The organism is Pseudomonas sp. GM102, from assembly GCF_000282555.1.
GTDB lineage: Bacteria > Pseudomonadota > Gammaproteobacteria > Pseudomonadales > Pseudomonadaceae > Aquipseudomonas.
Window position 1 is genome coordinate 1 of the sequence record NZ_AKJB01000108.1, and the last position, 1,741, is coordinate 1,741.

The 1,741-nt window shown below is 61.1% G+C and carries 3 protein-coding genes; all 3 read right to left on the bottom strand.

The annotated features are described in order from the left end of the window. Positions 1-610: aldehyde dehydrogenase family protein (locus tag PMI18_RS05780; RefSeq protein ID WP_007905391.1), on the bottom strand; the 610-nt coding region annotated here is incomplete at its 3' end. A gap of 43 nt (positions 611-653) precedes the next feature. Further along, positions 654-1,463, bottom strand: a complete 810-nt coding sequence (gene iolB / locus PMI18_RS05775; protein ID WP_007905392.1) for a 5-deoxy-glucuronate isomerase — start codon at positions 1,461-1,463, stop codon at positions 654-656. Next, a partial coding sequence (locus PMI18_RS05770) for a TIM barrel protein (protein ID WP_238542620.1) occupies positions 1,463-1,741 on the bottom strand: 279 nt, incomplete at its 5' end. The genes iolB and PMI18_RS05770, both read right to left, overlap by 1 nt.

The window sequence follows — 1,741 nt, forward strand, 5'->3', positions numbered from 1 at the left end:
CGTTGAACACACCGTCCGGCAAACCGGCTTCGCTCAACAGACGAGCCATCAGCACACTGGCAGACGGGTCGCGCTCGGACGGTTTGAGGATGAAGCAGTTACCGGTGATCAGCGCCAGCGGGATCATCCACAGCGGCACCATCACCGGGAAGTTGAACGGCGTCACGCCGGCACACACGCCCAGCGGCTGACGCAGGTTCCAGTTATCGATGCCGCCGCCGATGTTGTCGCTGAACTCGGTTTTCAGCAGGTTCGGCGCACCGCAGGCGTACTCGACGATTTCGATGCCCCGGGTGACTTCGCCCTTGGCGTCCGAAAACACCTTGCCGTGTTCGCGGCTGATGATTTCTGCCAGCTCATCGTGATGGCGGTCGAGCAATTCCTTGAACTTGAACATCACCCGCGAACGGCGCAGGGACGATTGTTCGGACCAGGCCGGAAAGGCTTTCAAGGCCGAGGCGACGGCTTCGTCGACGGTCTTCTGGCTGGCCAGCCCGACGCGCGCCTGGACGCTGCCGGTGGCCGGGTTGAAGACGTTGCTGAACCGTTCGCTGCTGCTGTCTTGCACTTGACCGTGGATGTAATGGCCGATGATCGGGGCGTTGCTCATTGATCGTGTTCTCCGTGCAGAAGTTGGAATTCAGGCTTTTAGTTCAGAGATCAAGCAGCCAGCTGTGCTGCGGATCGTTATGGAACTGCCAGACGCGTTTCGGGCCGGCCATCACGTTCAGGTAGTACGACTCGTAGCCGTAGGGCACGCTGACCGGGTGATAGCCTTTGGGCACAACCACGAGGTCGCTGTTTTCCACGGCCATGGCCTGATCGATGCTGCGATCGTCGGTGTACACCCGCTGGAGCACGAAGCCCTGGGGCGGGTTGATCTGGTGGTAGTAGGTTTCTTCGAGAAAACTCTGGTGCGGCAAATCGTCGGTGTCGTGCTTGTGCGGCGGGTAGCTCGACGAGTGACCCGACGGCGTGCGCACTTCCACCACCAGCAGCGAATGGGCCGGTTCGGTATCCGGCAGAATGTCGCAGACGTAACGGGTGTTGGCGCCTTTGCCGCGCACGCTGCGTTTCATGGTGTCGGGTTTGATCAGCCGTGGGCCGAGGCCGTTGGTGGTAGAACCGGGCGCGGCACAGACGGCAATTTGCACATCGCTGAGCGCGCCCACTTGCGCCTGACTGCCGGGTGGCAAGTACGCCGCGAAGGGTGATTTGTCTTCAAACACCGACTGACGATCACCGATGTTGTCCCAGTCGAACGCGCCCTGCCCCGGCGCTTCGCCCTTGATGCTGACCCGACCGCTGAGCAGCACCAGGCACAATTCTTTTTCACCCGCCGACACCGGCAGGGTTTCGCCCAAGCTCAAGCGGTAAGCGGCGAAGCCGACGTATTCCAGCTCACCTTTGCCCAGCTCGACCATGGTCCGACCACGGGCGTTGCTTTTGACCAGCAGGCTCATCACTTAATCCTCTCGTCGAGCAGAGCGTGCAAGGTGTCGTAGCCTTTTTTGGCGTAGACATAACTGGGCGCCACCGCCGGGTCCTGTTCCGCTTCGACCACCAGCCAGCCGTGGTAATCGGCCGCCAGCAGCACGTCGAGCAAGGCGCCGAAATCAATATCACCATCGCCGGGCACAGTGAAGGTGCCGTTGATGATGCAGTCCGGGAAGCTCCACAAGTTGTTGCGCGCCAGTTGCACCACCGGTTTGCGCACGTCCTTGAAATGCACGTGGCAGAT